The sequence below is a fragment of the Klebsiella ornithinolytica NBRC 105727 = ATCC 31898 genome (genome assembly GCF_001598295.1).
Taxonomy (GTDB): Bacteria; Pseudomonadota; Gammaproteobacteria; order Enterobacterales; family Enterobacteriaceae; genus Klebsiella; species Klebsiella ornithinolytica.
The window spans coordinates 142,389-156,450 of the sequence record NZ_BCYR01000010.1; the positions used below are offsets into that span (position 1 = coordinate 142,389).

At 59.5% G+C, this 14,062-nt stretch carries 13 protein-coding genes; 3 read left to right on the top strand and 10 right to left on the bottom strand.

Features of this window, described 5'->3' with window-relative positions; translation table 11 throughout:
• Nucleotides 1-14 precede the first annotated feature (14 nt).
• The gene (locus tag ROR01S_RS27140) at nucleotides 15-134 is read right to left on the bottom strand and encodes a small membrane protein (protein WP_099144820.1); all 120 of its coding nucleotides are present in this window, start codon (nucleotides 132-134) and stop codon (nucleotides 15-17) included.
• A gap of 211 nt (nucleotides 135-345) precedes the next feature.
• On the opposite strand from ROR01S_RS27140, the gene ROR01S_RS19175 reads away from it, so the two are divergent.
• Nucleotides 346-1,428 (top strand): malate/lactate/ureidoglycolate dehydrogenase, encoded by a 1,083-nt coding sequence (locus ROR01S_RS19175; RefSeq protein ID WP_004863067.1) that lies wholly within the window; start codon nucleotides 346-348, stop codon nucleotides 1,426-1,428.
• Nucleotides 1,429-1,668: 240 nt separating this feature from the next.
• On the top strand, nucleotides 1,669-3,819 hold the full coding sequence (gene fdhF, locus ROR01S_RS19180) for a formate dehydrogenase subunit alpha (RefSeq protein WP_004863070.1): 2,151 nt from the start codon (nucleotides 1,669-1,671) through the stop codon (nucleotides 3,817-3,819).
• A gap of 62 nt (nucleotides 3,820-3,881) precedes the next feature.
• On the opposite strand, the gene ROR01S_RS19185 is transcribed toward fdhF, so the two are convergent.
• Entirely contained in the window at nucleotides 3,882-5,039 is a 1,158-nt protein-coding gene (locus tag ROR01S_RS19185) for a M20 aminoacylase family protein (protein ID WP_064359793.1), read from the bottom strand.
• Nucleotides 5,040-5,328: 289 nt separating this feature from the next.
• On the opposite strand from ROR01S_RS19185, the gene ROR01S_RS19190 reads away from it, so the two are divergent.
• On the top strand, nucleotides 5,329-6,531 hold the full coding sequence (locus tag ROR01S_RS19190) for an MFS transporter (RefSeq protein WP_064359794.1): 1,203 nt from the start codon (nucleotides 5,329-5,331) through the stop codon (nucleotides 6,529-6,531).
• 57 nt (nucleotides 6,532-6,588) lie between these two features.
• Here the strand turns inward: ROR01S_RS19190 and ROR01S_RS19195 are convergent, their stop codons facing one another.
• The 8 genes from ROR01S_RS19195 to ROR01S_RS19230 form a co-directional block, all read right to left on the bottom strand.
• A complete protein-coding gene (locus ROR01S_RS19195) occupies nucleotides 6,589-7,311 on the bottom strand; it encodes an amino acid ABC transporter ATP-binding protein (RefSeq protein WP_064359816.1) in 723 nt (240 codons plus the stop codon).
• Nucleotides 7,298-8,062 carry an amino acid ABC transporter permease gene (locus ROR01S_RS19200; protein ID WP_004863083.1) on the bottom strand — a complete coding sequence of 255 codons (765 nt, stop codon included), beginning with the start codon at nucleotides 8,060-8,062 and terminating at the stop codon, nucleotides 7,298-7,300. The genes ROR01S_RS19195 and ROR01S_RS19200 overlap by 14 nt, the downstream gene beginning before the upstream one ends.
• Nucleotides 8,063-8,127: 65 nt before the next feature.
• Complete coding sequence (locus tag ROR01S_RS19205) at nucleotides 8,128-8,895, bottom strand: basic amino acid ABC transporter substrate-binding protein (RefSeq protein WP_004863087.1); 768 nt, start codon at nucleotides 8,893-8,895, stop codon at nucleotides 8,128-8,130.
• Nucleotides 8,896-8,990: 95 nt separating this feature from the next.
• The gene (locus ROR01S_RS19210) at nucleotides 8,991-9,890 is read right to left on the bottom strand and encodes a MurR/RpiR family transcriptional regulator (RefSeq protein WP_004863091.1); all 900 of its coding nucleotides are present in this window, start codon (nucleotides 9,888-9,890) and stop codon (nucleotides 8,991-8,993) included.
• Complete coding sequence (locus tag ROR01S_RS19215) at nucleotides 9,887-10,840, bottom strand: iron-siderophore ABC transporter substrate-binding protein (protein WP_004863094.1); 954 nt, start codon at nucleotides 10,838-10,840, stop codon at nucleotides 9,887-9,889. The genes ROR01S_RS19210 and ROR01S_RS19215 overlap by 4 nt, the downstream gene beginning before the upstream one ends.
• Nucleotides 10,841-10,855: 15 nt before the next feature.
• Nucleotides 10,856-11,908, bottom strand: a complete 1,053-nt coding sequence (locus tag ROR01S_RS19220) for a FecCD family ABC transporter permease (RefSeq protein ID WP_004863097.1) — start codon at nucleotides 11,906-11,908, stop codon at nucleotides 10,856-10,858.
• Nucleotides 11,905-12,927: a FecCD family ABC transporter permease gene (locus tag ROR01S_RS19225; RefSeq protein WP_064359795.1), complete on the bottom strand. Its 1,023-nt coding sequence runs from the start codon at nucleotides 12,925-12,927 to the stop codon at nucleotides 11,905-11,907. Before ROR01S_RS19225 ends, ROR01S_RS19220 begins: the two co-directional genes overlap by 4 nt.
• On the bottom strand, nucleotides 12,924-13,745 hold the full coding sequence (locus tag ROR01S_RS19230; RefSeq protein ID WP_064359796.1) for an ABC transporter ATP-binding protein: 822 nt from the start codon (nucleotides 13,743-13,745) through the stop codon (nucleotides 12,924-12,926). The genes ROR01S_RS19225 and ROR01S_RS19230 overlap by 4 nt, the downstream gene beginning before the upstream one ends.
• Nucleotides 13,746-14,062 lie beyond the last annotated feature (317 nt).

The window sequence follows — 14,062 nt, forward strand, 5'->3', positions numbered from 1 at the left end:
ACCGCGCATTGACGTTAACGGTGGCGGAATGATTTAAAATGTGTCGCCCTACGCTCTTTAATATAGCTGAGTAAACAATAGACGGATATTCCCAGCAGGGCGATGGCGACGATAATTAACAAGAGCGTGCTGATATTCATTCTGGTTTTCTCTTTCACATTGATTATCATTTTTATCATAGTGATTATCGCCGCCGCGAACAGCACCTGCGGCCTCAATCCTGTTCTCTGCCCCTCAATTCTCTCCTCGGCGCAAAGTATTGATCTTCTTCGCCCAGGAGCGCAGCATGGAAGCGCAAACTTAACAAAACAACAACACAATCAAATAGGTCACAGGAGCGTATCAGTGCAAACCGGATATCGTTTTCAGGCGACGGATCTGCATCAGTTCGTCAACACTCTCTTCATTCAGCTTGGCAGTTCTCCCACCGAAGCCTCCCTTGTCGCCGACCATCTGGTGGCCGCTAATCTCGCCGGCCACGACTCACACGGCGTGGGGATGATCCCGAGCTACGTGCGTTCTCATGCGCAGGGGCATCTGCAGCTTAACCGCCATGCCAGCGTGATGAAGGACGCCGGCGCGGTGGTGACGCTCGACGGCAACGCAGGCTTTGGTCAGGTGGTAGCCCATGAAGCGATGCAGAAAGGGATTGAGAAAGCCCGGCAACACGGTATGGCGGCTATCGCCCTGCGCAACGCGCATCATATCGGACGCATCGGCTACTGGGCCGAGCAGTGCGCGGCGGCAGGTTTTATTTCGATCCACTTCGTCAGCGTCGTAGGCGACCCGATGGTTGCCCCGTTTCGCGGCAAAGACAGCCGCTTTGGCACCAATCCGCTGTGCGTTATCTTCCCGCGAGAAGGTCAGCCTCCGCTGCTGCTCGACTACGCCACCAGCGCGATTGCCTTTGGCAAAACGCGCGTCGCCTGGCATAAAGGCGAAGCCGTTCCGCCCGGTTCACTGATTGACGCCCGAGGCGAACCGACCACCGACCCGGCGGTCATGCAGACGTCGCCGCTGGGTGCCCTGCTCACCTTTGCCCAACATAAAGGCTACGCCCTCGCCACGCTGTGCGAAATCCTCGGCGGCGCCGTTTCCGGCGGCCAGACCACCCACCAGCAGAGCCTACAGACCTGCGTTGATGCCATCTTCAACTGCATGACCACCATTATTCTCGACCCGAAAGCCTTCGACGCACCGGATATGCAGCGCGAGACGGAAGCCTTCATCGACTGGTGTAAACAGTCGCCTCACGATGCGCAGACGCCGATTCTGGTGCCGGGCGAATGGGAAGAAGCCAATCGTCAGGCGCGCCTGGCGCAGGGCATTCCACTGGATGCCGGAAGCTGGCAGGCCATCTGCGAAGCGGCGCTGGAAGCCGGATTCCCGGCGCAGGAACTGGCGCAGTTTCAGCCCAAAATGCGCTAGCCTCTGACAGAACGCCCTTCCCGGGCGTTCTGTTACGTCATCGTCATTAGTGACGACATCACGACGATACCTCCGCAGCACGAATTAATCCCCTTATATATCAACGCATTAATTTTGGCACAACTTCTGCATACCGCTCCTGCCTTCCGCTTGCATCGCGGCGAAAGGATTCTATGACGATGGCGGGCCGGGCCCGGCCTGACCATCGATCTTCATTCACTGTTAACAGGTCTGTTACTGATGAAAAAAATCACAAGCGTTTGCCCTTATTGCGGGGCGGGTTGCAAACTCAAGCTGGTTGTCGATAACAATAAAATTATCCGTGCGGAAGCCGCCGATGGGGTGACCAATCAGAATCAGCTGTGCCTCAAAGGGTATTACGGATGGGATTTTCTTAATGATACTCAGCTGCTTACCCCACGCCTGAAGCAGCCGATGATTCGCTACCAGAAAGGGGGGAAACTCACCCCGGTCAGCTGGGACGAGGCGATTCGCTATACGGCTAAAAAACTCCGGGAGATTAAAGAACAGTATGGCCCGCGCGCGATTATGACGACCGGTTCGTCTCGCGGTACCGGGAATGAAACCAACTATGTGATGCAGAAATTTGCCCGGGCGGTGTTAAACACCAACAACGTCGACTGCTGCGCCCGCGTGTGTCACGGTCCGTCGGTAGCGGGTCTGCAGGTGGCGCTGGGTAACGGCGCGATGAGCAACTCCATCAGCGATATTGAACACTCAAAATGTCTGCTGGTCTTTGGCTACAACTGCGCCGATTCCCACCCTATCGTCGCCCGTCGGGTGATTAAAGCGCGCGAAAACGGCGCGAAAATCATCGTCTGCGATCCGCGACGAATTGAAACCGCCCGCATTGCCGATCGCCACCTGCAGCTCAACAACGGCAGCAATATGGCGCTGGTCAACGCCTTCGGCCACGTTCTGCTGGAAGAAGATCTCTATAACCATGATTACGTCGAACGCTTTACCGAAGGGCTGGACGCCTACCGTGAGGCGGTGAAAGCCTACTCGCCTGAAGCGGTGGAAGCGGTCACCGGCGTCCCGGCGCAAGAGGTACGTCAGGCGGTGAGAATGTTTGCCGCCGCGCCGTCGGCCACGATTATGTGGGGCATGGGCGTTACGCAGTTCGGCCAGGCGGTCGACGTGGTGAAAGGCCTCGCCAGCCTGGCTCTGCTGACCGGTAATCTCGGCCGGGAACATGTCGGCGTCGGCCCGGTGCGCGGGCAGAATAACGTCCAGGGGGCCTGCGACATGGGCGTGCTGCCGAATCTGTTCCCCGGCTATCAGGAGGTGACCGATCCCAACGTCCGCGCCAAATTTGCCGAGGCCTGGGGGATCGACCCGGCCATAATGGATGACAAAGTCGGCACCCGTATTACCGAAGTTCCGCATAAAGCGCTGAGCGGGGAGATCAAAGCCTACTACATCATGGGGGAAGACCCGCTGCAGACCGAAGCCGATCTGGGGCTGGTGCGTAAGGGCATCGAGGCGCTGGATTTTGTCGTGGTGCAGGATATCTTCATGACCAAAACCGCCGAAATAGCCGACGTGCTGCTGCCGGCCACCTCCTGGGGCGAACACGGCGGCGTCTTCACCTGCGCCGATCGCGGTTTTCAGCGCTTCGAAAAAGCCATCCCGGCCCCGGGCAACGTAAAACGCGACTGGGAGATCATCAGCCTGCTGGCCAGCGAAATGGGCTACCCGATGCATTACGACGACAACCAGCAAATCTGGGACGAAATGCGTGAACTGTGCCCGCTGTTCTACGGCGTCACCTATGAAAAAATGGGCGATATGAACCACGTGCAGTGGCCGTGTCCGACGCTCGAACATCCCGGCACGCCTTGGCTGTATAAAGGAAACCGCTTTGATACCCCGTCGGGGAAAGGTCAGCTGTTTGCCGCGCCGTGGCGTGCGCCGGCGGAGACCCCGGATGCCGACTATCCGCTGGTGCTCTGTACCGTGCGCGAAGTCGGCCACTATTCGTGCCGCTCGATGACCGGCAACTGCGCGGCGTTGCAATCCCTTGCCGATGAGCCCGGTCGCGTGCAGATAAGCCGCGCCGACGCCGACCGGCTGGGGATCGCCGATCGGCAGCTGGTGTGGGTGAGCTCGCGTCGCGGAAAAGTGATTACCCGCGCGGATATCAGCGATCGTATTAACCACGGCGCCGTCTATATGACCTACCAGTGGTGGGTCGGTGCCTGCAATGAGCTGACTCAGGACAACCTCGACCCGGTCTCGAAAACGCCGGAAACCAAATATTGCGCGGTGAAGATAGAAGCCATCAAGGACCAGCTCTGGGCAGAGCAGTTTGCCTGGCGCGCCTACAGTGACATGAAAGCGCGCCTGAAGGCGGCAGTAAACGCCTGATTGTCGGGGGAGAGGTATCGCCTCTCCCTTTCACGGCGATCGCAACAGGTTCCGCCGTGGCGTCAGCCCGCCGGCAGCAGTTTTTCCACCAGCGCCGTCCACAGCGTCACGCCGTGTTCAATCAGATCGTCGTTAAAATCATAGCTGGCATTATGCAGCGGTTTCGACGGCGTTTCGCCATCGGTACCGATCCAGAAATAGGCGCCAGGGCAGGCCTCCAGCATGCAGGCAAAATCCTCCGACGCCATCGACGGCGCGATCTGCCCGCTCACCGCCGCCTCGCCCAGTACCGCCACCGCCGCCTCGCGCACCTTTAGCGCCTCCGCGCGATGGTTTTTGGTCACCGGATAGCCGGGATACCAGGCAATGCTCCCCTGCACGTCGGAGACCTGCGGCTGCGTACTGACATAGTGCGCAATCAGCCCTTTCACTCGTTCACGCACCCGGTTGCTCAGGCAGCGGAAGGTGCCGCGCAGCACCACTTTGTCCGGTAAAACGTTAATCGCTTCACCGCCGTTAATCTGGGTAATGCTGACGACCGCCGACTCTTGCGGCGACAGGCGACGCGAGGGGATCGTCTGCAGGGCCATAATCAGCTGCGCGGCGGCGACAATCGGATCGGCGCCGCTTTCCGGCATCGCCGCATGGCAGCTTTTGCCGGTCAGGGTGATTTCAAACGCATCCAGCGAGGCCATCATCGGCCCTTCGTTAACCGCCACGTGCCCCAGCGGCAGCCCGGGCCAGTTATGCAGCGCGTAGATACCGTCCATCGGGAAACGTTCAAATAGCCCCTCTTCCACCATCTTGCGCGCACCGCCGAGGTTCTCCTCGGCCGGTTGAAAAACAAAATGCACCGTCCCGCGAAAGCGGCGAGTCTGCGTCAGATGGGCGGCGGCGGCCAGCAACATAGCAGTATGACCATCGTGGCCGCAGGCGTGCATCACGCCCGGATTACGGGACTTGTAGCTGACGTCACCCAGTTCAGTAATCGGCAGCGCGTCCATATCGGCGCGCAGGCCGATAACCGGCCCGGGGCCGTTCTCCAGGGTGGCCACCACCCCGGTCCCTGCCAGCCCGCTATGCACCTGCAGGCCAAAAGATGTCAATAATTCAGCGACGCGACGCGAGGTTTTCTGTTCCTGGTAGCCCAGCTCCGGGCAGGCATGAAAATCACGACGCCAGCGGATGGCCTCGGCGATCGATGAAGGCGATACTGCCATGTGTTACTCCTTTCCTGCACAGCATCAACGCTGAACGAGTATGAAATCGGGATACATTTTATGCATGCGCCCGTCGCTGGCGGAATGCCCTCTTCGTTATATCCTTTCGCCAGCGCGCTGACAACACTCCCCGGAGGCCCGAACGGCGCGTTTTGCCGGGTGCCCGCACCCGCGTATCAATATTAGTAGTCATTTCAACGGTGACAGCGCGCATACGATTAATTAATATTCAGGGTCGTCGGCACTTTGCCGGATTATCCACCTGTTGACTTCCGTTATCGGGAATAAAATGTTTAACCCAGACCAGAATCGCCTTGCCCCCACGCTGGCGATGATTATGGCCGCGTCATTAGTGGGATTTATCACCGGTTATACGGTGCCTTTAATCAGCCTTGAACTTGCGCAGCAGCAGATAGACACGGTCTATGTCGGCCTGCTGGCCGCACTGCCGCCGGCGGGGATGATGCTCTCGTCGTTTCTCTCGCCCGCGCTGTGCCGTCGTTTTGAGATGGGCACCCTGCTCACGGCCAACCTGATCCTGCTGGCGCTCGCCACCATCGCCTCCTGTCTGACCGTCGATCTGCTGCCGCTGCTGCTGCCGCGCTTTCTGACCGGTATCGCCTCCGGGGTGATCATCGTGCTTGGCGAAAGCTGGATAACCGGCGGCGCGGCGGGTAAAAACCGCGCGACGCTGACCGGTATTTACGCCTCGGCATTCACCGGCTGCCAGCTGGCCGGGCCGCTGCTGATCTCTGCCGGCGCCGATTATCAAATCTGGGTGCTATTGGCCGTCGTCGGTCTGACCGCAGCCTGTCTGTTGATGCTGCGCCATCTGCCGAGCGGAAGTCGCGAAAGCCTTTCTGAACGCGCCAGCTGGCGTAGCCTGGGCGCGTTTTTACCGGTTCTGGCGTCCGGCGTCTTCTGCTTCGCCTTCTTCGACGCCAGCATTCTGGCGCTGCTGCCGCTCTACGGGATGGATAAAGGGCTGAACGAAGCGATGGCGGTCCTGCTGGTGACCATTGTGCTAACCGGCGATGCCTTCTTCCAGGCGCCGCTGGGCTGGGTAGCCGACAAATTTGGTATCCGCCGCGTGCATCTGAGCTGCGCGGCGGTGTTTTGCCTCGCCCTGGTGGCGCTGCCATTCCTGCTGGCGTCGCCTGTACAGCTCATTGTCGGGTGTCTGATTCTTGGCGCGGCGGCGGGGGCGCTATATACGCTCTCGCTGGTGCGCGCCGGTAAAACCTTCAGCGGGCAGAAGCTTATTATGATCAACGCGCTGCTGGGCTTTTTCTGGTCGGCGGGCAGCGTTGCCGGGCCGGTTGTCAGTAGCCTGCTGATCAGCGTCTCCGGCTATGATGGCCTGCTGATCGCCCTGCTGGCCTGCGGAGTGTTGTTCCTGCTGATTCAGTGCCTGGGGAAAACGGAGAAAACGCTGCTGGCGAATGAACGCCAGGACCGCGATGACGACGATGCTCAGACTGAAACCGCCTGAGATGCAACGGCAAGCGCCATCAGCGGATGCTCCCTGATGGCGCGCCGTCGTACGGTATTATAATACCTTGCTTAAAAAGGCCGCGGTGCGCGGATTGACCGGAGCGGTAAAGATCTGCTCTGGTCTCCCCTCTTCCTGAATAATACCCTGATCGATAAAGATAACCCGGTCAGCCACTTCACGGGCAAAGCCCATCTCGTGCGTGACGATAACCATCGTCATCCCTTCGCTGGCGAGATTTTTCATCACTTCCAGCACGTCGCCCACCAGCTCGGGGTCCAGCGCAGAGGTCGGCTCATCAAACAGCATAATCGAAGGCTTCATCGCCAGCGCGCGGGCAATGGCCACCCGCTGTTGCTGGCCGCCGGAGAGACTGGAGGGCCAGGCGTCACGCTTATCGCTTAATCCAACCTTCGCCAACAGCTCCTCCGCCAGCAGCACCGCCTGCGAACGGCTCACGCCGTGCAGGTTGACTGGCGCCATGATCAGATTTCCCAGCACCGTCATATGGGGGAACAGATTAAAGCGCTGAAATACCATGCCAACGCTTTCCCGCATCTTGTTCAGATCGGTGCTGCGGTCGTGGGCGGCAAAGCCGTTGACTTCGACGATGCCTTCGCTGACGCTTTCCAGCGCATTCATACAGCGCAGGAACGTGCTTTTTCCGGAACCCGACGGCCCGATAATACAGACCACTTCCTGCGGTTTAATATCGCAGCTGATGCCCCGCAGTACGTGGCTGTCGCCGAAACGTTTGTGCAGATTATTAATGTGAATCACTTTTGCCAAACCTCTTTTCCAGACGGTTAACCAGCTGCGCCAGCAGGAAGGTAATGACCCAGTAGACCAGAGAAATGGTCAGGTAGGGTTCCCAGTAGGTGGCATAGGCGCCGGACACGGTACGCGCGGCATAGGCCAGATCGGCAAGACCAATCGCCGAAGCCAGCGAAGAGTCTTTGACGATGGCAATGGCATTGTTCCCCAGCGGCGGCAGGATCCGCCGAAAGGCCTGCGGCAGAATCACCTGGCGCATGGTTTTCCACCACGGCATCCCCAGCGCGCGTGAGGCTTCCATCTGCCCCTTATCAATCGACTGAATCCCGGCGCGGAAGATTTCCGAGACATAGGCCCCGGCATTAAGGGTAATGGCCACGATACAGGAGAGAAACGCGCCGTAGTTAGAACGCAGTTCGCGGGCGAAATCGGCGCTCATCAGCCCATGGCTGACCAGCAGACCGTCACGCGGGTTGATAAACAGCGGCACCAGCGCGAAGTGCACCACCATAATCTGCACAAACAGCGGGGTGCCGCGAAACGCGCTGACGTAAACGCGCACCGGATACTGCACCAGATAGCGCAGCACATATTTCCACGCGCCGTGTTCCGCTTTCGCCATACGCCCAAGGCCCAGCGTCAGGCCCCACAGAGTACCGAGGATCACGCAGATAATGGTACATTTAATGGTCATCAAGGCGCCGTCCATAAACAGCGGACCGTACTCCTCGATGATCTCCCAACGGAATCCCGTCATAGTGCTTCCCTAAAAAATACGGCTATCGCACGCGTCGATAGCCGTCATGAAAACCAAAAGATGAATTATTGCGCAGGCAGCGTCGGGACGTTGTCGTCAAACCAGGTTTTATAGATTTTGGCGTAGGTGCCGTCGGCGACGATTTTCTTCAGACCGGCGTTGATTTTCGCCTGCAGCTCAGCGTTGCCTTTGGCCACCGCAATACCGAAATACTGACGTTCAAACCTGGCGTCCGGCACCAGCCTGAACTGCTTCTCCGGGTGCTGTTTGATGTAGTATTTCACCACGCCCACATCGCCCACCGCCGCGCTGACGCCGTCTTCAAACAGCTCCTGCAGCATCAGCGGGGTATTATCAAAACGCTTAATAGAGGTGCTGTTTTTACCCAGCACATCAGAGACCACGATATCGCCGGTGCTGGAGTTCACCACGCCGACCTTCTCACTCTTCAGCGCTGCCAGGGAGGTCACTTTGGAGTCTGCCGGCACCACGATGGACTGTTCAGCCGGGAAGTAAGGAGCGGAAAAATCAACCATCTGTTTACGCTTATCGGTGATGGTTATCCCGGAGATAATGATGTCGCGGTCGCCGGAGCCGAGAGTGGCGAAGATCCCTTCCCACGGGGTATTCACCAGCTTGATATTAAAGTTTTCCGCTTTGGCGATCGCTTTGATGATATCGATATCAAAACCTTCCAGCTGCTTCTGGCTGTTTTCATATTCAAACGGGCGGTAGGTCCCGCCGGAACCGACAACGTACGTCTCCTGTGCCGCCTGCGCGCTCCCTGCCAGAGCCACCAACAGACAGCACGCCTTCATCCATTTTCCCATCATGACAACCTCTTTTTATGCATTAATTTTGCATAAAAATACACATCATCACGATTACTTGCAACAGGAAACCTTTCAGCCTGTGAATTATCGCGTACTTAGCTGCGTTTACCGCCGGATTTACCAATCGCTTTATGCAGTTCGTTAATGCGCTTCATTGATTTCATGGTCCGCTGCGGCGTGGTGGTCGCCACCGACAGCACCAGCATTTCGAGACAGACCAGCACCGTACCGTGCAGCGGTACCCGGCCGTTATCGCCGCCGCGCGGAACGTCGATCACCACCTGCGCCTCCTGGCTGAAGCGTGAGTCCACCGCCTGAGTTAACAAAATCGTCGGGATCCCCAGCCGCCGGGCTTCACGCAGCGCGGTCATCCCTTCGCGATGCGGCGATTTTTGTCCCATCATAATCATCACATCGCCGCGCTGCAGACCGATCAGCTGCTCGGCAAGGCTGAAGCCGGTGCGGTTGAGCACGCTGGACGGTAATCCGATACGGCTGAACAGCCTGCCGGTGTACTCCGCCAGAATCCCCGATGCCCCGATGCCGAAGATCGCCACCTGCCGCGCCTCGCTGAGTAGCGCTACCGCCTGGGCGACGGCGGCGCGATTGGTGGGGCGAGAGAGCACTTCACAGGCGCGTTGATGGCCCTCCAGCACAAAATCAATGCTCGAATTCACATCGCAGGAGAGCGCATTCACCGTTGACAGCATCTTCTCCGATGAGGTGATGGAGGGGCCGAACCAGCGCTCCATGGTCTGCTTCAGTTCGCGCAGTCCGGCAAAGCCCAGCGCCTGAATGGCCCGCACCACCGTGGCATCCGAAGTCTGAGTCGCCGCGGCGATCTCCATCGCCGTGCGCTCCAGCACCACTTCCCGGTTTTCGTTGATATAGCTGACGACCGCCAGCAGCCGCGGCGAGAGCTGGTGCGCCCGGGCGCGAAAGCGTTCGCCGAACAGGTCGACCCGCCCTTTCTCTCTTTTTACCGGGGTTTTCATTTCAGCTCCGCCGGCAGCGGCCGACCGGCAATGTGCGACTGCACCTGTGCCACCATCAGGGTCAGAGCGGCAAAGGAGTTGGAGATAACCTCCTCACGCGGCAGCAGGATATAGCGACCGGTGCGGCAGGCACGCATAAAGTCGCACCAGCCGGGCATCACCCCTTCCATCGCCTGCAGCTCCTCCTGCGGTTTACCGCCGGTATCCGAGCGCCAGGTAGCAAAAACAAAATCTGCATCCAGCTCCGGCAGCTGTTCGGCGCTGACGTCAATACGTTGGCCGTCAGGGATCTTGTCGATCAACGGCGGAAAACGAAACCCGGCGTCGCGCAGTACCCGTCCCAGCGCGTGGTAAGAGTGGTGAACGGTGACTTTGCCATTGTTGGCCTGAATAACCGACACCGTGATGTTGCGGGTATCCACCATCGCTTTGAGCTGGGCTATCTGCGTCTGATAGCGGCGCTCAAGAATGGCCAGCCGCGCTTCGCTGCCGGTGAGCTGCGCCAGCTTGCTGTAAATTCGCGGCGCGCTGCCCTGCAGATGGTCAATGCTGACCGTCGGTGCAATCTTCGCCAGCTGTTCCACAGAGACGTGGCGACTCGGTTCGGTAATAATCAGATCCGGCTTCGCCGCTGCAACGGCTTCGAGGTCAATATCCGCGGTGCCGATAAACTGAATCGCGCTGTTATCAAAATCGACCCCGGTCAGCTGGGCGCTGGAGCGCAGATAGTGGCTACCGTCGGGGCGGGTGCGCCCGTGGCTGGCCACCGGCGGCACGCCAAGCTCAATCAGCGGAATCGTGATATCCAGGTCGTGCATCGAGACGATACGCTGCGGATGCAGCGGCACCGTCACCACCCGCCCTAAATCATCAGTAAACGTTTGTGTTTGACGCTCGGCGGCGCCGGTCACGCCCGCCGCTAACAACAGCAAAGAAATAAGCCAACGCATAGCAACCCTTCTACATTACAGGGCGTCACGACGACGCCACAGCAGCAAGATAAAAAACGGACACCCCACCAGCGCAATAACAATTCCGGCCGGAATTTGCAGCGGCGCGAAGGCCAGACGGCCGAGAGTATCGGTAAACAGCACCAGCAGCGCGCCAATCAACGCGCTGCCGCACAGGAGCGACACCTGACCACCGCGCAGCAGAAAGCGTGCCATGTGCGGCGCCATCAGCCCCACAAAACCAAGGCTACCGACGCAGGAGACGCTGGCGGAGGTGAGCAGCACCGGCGCAAAAAAGCGCAGCAGGGTCAGCTGCTGCAGGCGTACGCCGAGTCCCACGGCGGTACGGTCGCCAAGCAGCGCCACATCTGCCGCCCGGGCGGTCAGAAACAGAATCAATGTCCCCGGCAACGCCCACAAAAAGGCCACCAGCAGCAGCGTCCAGGTTGCCGCATGCAGACTGCCGGCAAGCCAGATCATCGCCGTTTGCACATCGCGCACATCGGCGGTGGTCATAAAAATGCCGACCGCCGCCGCCAGCGTCCAGGAGACGCCGATACCGATCAGAATGAAGCGCGGCCGCGAGCAATCCCGGGCCAGAACCAGCACCAGCAGCGCCACCAGCGCCCCGCCGAGAATGCCCGCCAGCGGCCGCCAGACCAGCCCGACGGCGGGAAAGAACAGAATCAACGCCAGCACGACCACGCTGGCCCCTTCTTTGACGCCAATCAGCCCCGGATCCGCCAGTCCGTTTCGGGTGATGCTCTGCATCGCCGCCCCCGCCAGCCCGAGCATGGCGCCGCACAGCAGCGCCATCAGCAGCCTGGGAAGGCGAATATCAAACAGGATAAAGCGTGACTGGTCGCCAACATTTTCCGGGGCAAAGAGCGCACGCGCCAGGGTACCGGCAGGCAGCGGGAAGCTGCCGCGCGTCAGGCCAAAGCTTGCCAGAAGCAGAATGGCAATAATCAGCACCGCGGCGATGTTCAGCGCCGCAGGGCGCAGGAGCAGATGGCAGCTCCCCGCGCGAAGGGGCCGGAAACCGGCACGGCGCACCGCGTTTTTCATTTAAAAAACCTCGCCGCGATAAAGATAAATACCGGAGCGCCAACCAGCGCAGTCATCGCCCCGGTCGCCAGCTCCTGCGGCGCCACCAGGGTGCGGGCGGCGATATCCGCAAACAGCAGCACCAGCGCCCCGACCGGCGCCGCCAGCGGCAGCGCCAGACGAATATCTTCGCTGATCAGGCGACGAATAACGTGTGGCACCACCAGTCCGACAAAACCGATCGGCCCGGCGACCGCCACTGCCGCACCGCACAGTAGCGCAATAGCACCCAGCCCCAGCAGTCGGGTCTGAAGAATGTCCACCCCCAGCCCCAGCGCCACCTTGTCGCCCAGCGCCAGAACGTTCAGGCGAGGCGCGATAAGCAGCGCGAGCAGGCCACCGGCCAGCGCCGGAAGCGTCGCCGATCGTAAAACTGGCCAGTTGAGTCCGGCAAGATCGCCTGCCAGCCACGTGCGCATCGCCAGCAGCGTTTGTTCATCCAGAATCAGGATCGCGGCGGTGACCGCCGAGGCAAAGGCGGAGAGCGCCACGCCACAGAGCGTGATGCGTAGCGGCGTCGCCCCGCCGCGCCCGGAGGTCGCCAGCAGCATGACGCCGCCAAACAGCAGCGCAGCGCCGGCGGCGGCAATCAGCGGGCGACCTGACGTCATTCCGCTCAGACCCAGCGCCGATGTTGCGACTACCGCCAGTGAGGCGCCGGCATTAAGCCCCAGAATATGCGGTTCCCCCAACGGGTTACGAATCACCGTCTGCAGCAGCACTCCGGCGACGCCCAGCGCCGCGCCGGTCAACAGCGCCGCGGCGAGGCGAACCAGACGCAGCTCGACAATAATCCGCTGGTCAAAATTACGTGGATCGTAGTGAAACAGCGCCTGGAGCACCGTCTCCGGCGCAATCCAGCGAGCCCCCAGTCCCAGCTGCACCACCGAACCGACAATCAGCAGCAGCGTCAGGAGCACGAGCGCGCGTTTTGGCCGCGCCTGGCGGCGGCGGTGCAACAGCAGCGCGGAGGCGCTCATTGGGCTTCCTCCTGCCGCGCGCGAAAGGGCATAAAAAAGGGTTTACCGGTCTGCGGGTTGAGCGACATCTGGACCTCAACGTCAAACACGGTTTTGATCAGCTCCGGGGTACAGCTGGCGTTTTCGTCCACGATCCCGGCAATACGCCCTTTCTTGAGGAACACCAGGATATCGGCATAGTTCACCGCAAAGTTAAGGTCGTGCAGCACGGTGACCACCGTGCGTCCATGGTCACGGGTCAGGGTTTGCAGCAGTTCGAGGATATCGACCTGATAGCGCAAATCGAGCCAGGTGGTCGGCTCGTCCAGCAGAATCGTCGGCGTTTCCTGCGCCAGCGCCATCGCAATCCAGCAGCGCTGGCGCTGGCCACCGGAGAGGCTGTCTACCGGCAGATGGGCAAATTCGGCGGTGCCGGTCAACGCCATCGCCTCTTCTACCGCCCGCTCGTCGGCATCAGACCACTGGCGCATCAATCCCTGCCAGGGGTAGCGACCGCGGGAAACCAGCTCAAAGACCGTTAATCCTTCGGGAGTGAGCGGCGACTGAGGCAGAATCCCCAGCTGACGTGAAACCGCCCGGGTCGGCATAGTGTGAATCGTCTGACCATCCAGACGCACGCTGCCGCCAAGCGGTTTCAGCATGCGGGCAATCGTCGACAGCAAGGTAGATTTACCGGAGCCGTTAGCCCCGGCCAGTACCGTCATTTTACCGTGAGGAATCGTCAACTGAATATCATCGACAATCAGGATCTGGCCGTATCCGGCCGACAGGGAATCCAGCACGATTCCCTGCTCTGCAGGCATCACCCGCTGTGGCATAACTCGCTCCTGCGCCGCAACGGCGTGGCATCAGCCAGCACGTTCTGCACTCAAACAAAAATAAATCTCATTCTCTTTTGATCATGCTGCGGATGAATGTAGTAGTCAATACTCTGTTTTATCGGACATAAATTGCCTGCACTACCAGGATCCCCGCATAAAGAAGTTTAATTTTTATACATAAAAAACAAAAAATTAGCTCAAAAAAACGGATAAGAAAAAGCGCCGCAATCACCGATCCTGCAACGGTTAATTTTTTATCTTACATAACATTTACTACTACATTCTCTCGTGATTGAATGATTCTCAATTACATG